The organism is Tunicatimonas sp. (assembly GCF_049647865.1).
Classification (GTDB): Bacteria; Bacteroidota; Bacteroidia; order Cytophagales; family Cyclobacteriaceae; genus Tunicatimonas.
Genome location: NZ_JBARYM010000330.1, coordinates 1 through 2,767 on the forward strand (window position 1 = coordinate 1; position 2,767 = coordinate 2,767).

The following is a 2,767-nucleotide window of genomic DNA, read 5'->3' on the forward strand; positions in this document are numbered from 1 at the left end:
CATAAAAACCTTTCTACTCTTATATTTTATCCTGATCTTATTAAGATTTTTGCAGTCTTTATTCTGCAATTTTTACTTAATTCAATAATTTATTTTGTTATTGCATTTTACTTTTTCTATAAACTACACAACTACCTACGTTGAAAACCTACCGAACCTACTTCCTATTTCTGTTTTTGATAGTTTCTTGCACCATACCTCAATCAGAAACTGAAGAATCTCCCAACTTAATAGAGGTTGCCTTACAAGAAGGCACCAATTTAGCCGTCGCGCTATCACCCGACAAGCAAACGCTGGCTATTGATTTGCAAGGAACAATCTGGTTGCTTCCGGTCGATGGGGGAGAAGCGCAACCTATTACCGACCCACTGGGCGATTGCCACGAACCAGCTTGGTCACCCGACGGGCAGCAAATTGCTTTTCACTCGTACCGAGACGGGAACTATCATATCTGGACGGTTCAGCGCGATGGCAGTCAACTTCGGCAGTTGACTAATGGTCGTTATGATCACCGTGAACCCCACTGGTCACCCAACGGTGAGCACATTGTTTTTTCTTCCGATCGCAACGGTAACTACGACTTATGGGAAATAACTTTAGCCAATGGTGAAATAGCTGCTCTTACCCAAGACAATGCTAATGAGTATCACCCGGCCTATTCGCCCGACGGTTCCCAGATAGCTTACGTGTCTGAACAGGCCGATGGCAAGGGTATCTATACTTTTGATCGAGCGACGAGTGTCGTTGAGCAGATAGTCGCTTCTGATGCTAAATTAGCCTCACCAGCGTGGAGTCCCGACCAACAGAAAATTTCCTTCCTTCAGTATAGCGACGGAACGAGTAGATTGACCGTAGCCTTTCCAGTCTCGGGCGATTCAGCACAAGTACTTAGTGTAGATGAAGATGTTTTTCCATTCCGCGCCGCCTGGCAATCGGATAGTAGCTTTTTCTATACCAGCGATGGTAAAATCAAGCAGCGAGTTTTAGGACAAGAAGGAGCCAACACTATTTCTTTTGAAGCAACCGTAGCTCTGGAGCGACCACCTTACACTCGCAAAACCTATAATTTTGACGATACTGAAGCTCGCCCGGCTTTGGGTATAATGAATCCGGTAGTCTCCCCCGACGGCCAGTCCGTAGCCTTCGCTGCTTTAGGAAATATTTGGATACAGTCTATCGATGGAGATAGCGTTCAGGCTGTCACTGATGATTCATTCGTTGATATTGACCCAGCTTGGTCCCCCGATGGGAGCCAACTAGCTTTTGTATCAGATCGCGACGGGCGCATGAACCTATGGATGAAAAATTTAGCGACCGGGAAAGAGTCGCAGTTAACTGATTTAGATCAGGCCGTAGGTTTTCCTATCTGGTCGCCCAATGGAAAGCGTATTGCTTTTTATACCCGCGATGTTCGCAATGTTTGGGGCAGAGGGCAGTTACATTTGCTAACGGTAGCTACGGGTGAACTGCAATCGCTAGAAGATAGCTACTTCGTGCCGAGTAAGCCTACTTGGTCGCCCGACGGTTCAATGCTAGCGTTGATGGTATTGCAACCCTACTCATCGCGCTACCGCGAAGGAATCAGTCAAATTCTATACATTTCGCTTACCGATACCGTCCGTCGCTACGTTTCGCCCGAAGAAGACCGCACTCCCGCCATTCGAAATGCAAACGGGCCGGTTTGGTCACCTACCGGACAATCTATTGCCTACGTGCAAGACGGAGTACTGTGGCATATGCCCGTAGATGCAACGGGCGAGCCCTCGGATGAACCAAAGCAGCTAACTACCGAGCTAGCGTCATCACCAAGCTGGACCGCCGACGGAAAATCTATTGTTTACTTGGCTACCGATCAGCTTAAAAAGTTAGATATTTCATCGGGAAACGCTACTCCTATTCCAAATCTTCTTTCCTGGAATTCTGAGACTGCTACTGAAACTTATGTTATTCATGCCGGACGGGTATTCAATGGACTTGATTCCACCTATCAAAAAGATATGGATTTACTGATTGAGGGCAATCGGATAAAAACTATCCAACCTCACCGAGATAATCACGAAGGAACGGTGATTGATGCTTCAGATAAAACGGTTATTCCCGGTTTATTTGAAATGCACACTCACCAGCACGCCAGCGTAGGCGAACGGCTGGGTAGAATCTGGTTATCTTATGGCATTACTTCGGTGCGGGAACCGGGGGCTGACCCTTACGATGCGCTAGAACGGAAAGAAGCCTGGGCGAGTGGAGTTCGCCCGGGTCCCCGAGAATTTTTTACCGGTGGCCTCACCGATGGTAGTCGGATTTACTACGGTTTAGCTAACAGCGTGATTCACGGGCCACATATGGAGTTAGAGCTAGAGCGGGCCGAACGATTGGGCTACGATATGATTAAAACCTACGTACGAATGCCCGATTCGCTGCAAAAACGTATCACTGAAGCGGCTCACGAAATGGGCATTCCAGTTTCCTCCCATGAGATTTATCCGTCTACCAAGTACAACGTAGATGCAGTTGAGCACATCCGAGGTACCAGCCGACGGGGATATTCTATGAAGCAGTCGGAGCTGAAAAAAACCTACGATGACGTAGTACAACTGCTGGTAAAATCACAAATGAATATTACGCCTACCGTGGGGTTACAAGGCGGTTTTTATATTCTAGCCGACAAGCATCCCGAAATTTATCAGAATAGACAATTAGTGGCGCTGTATCCTGAGGACTATCGTGTTCAGTTACAAGCAGCTCCTCAACGCTTAAAAAAGCTTTT

At 47.1% G+C, this 2,767-nt stretch carries 1 protein-coding gene; it reads left to right on the forward strand.

What is annotated here, in order from left to right; genetic code table 11:
• Positions 1-140: 140 nt before the first annotated feature.
• Positions 141-2,767 (forward strand): DPP IV N-terminal domain-containing protein (locus WBA23_RS10025; RefSeq protein WP_424582142.1); only part of this gene is annotated, 2,627 nt, incomplete at its 3' end.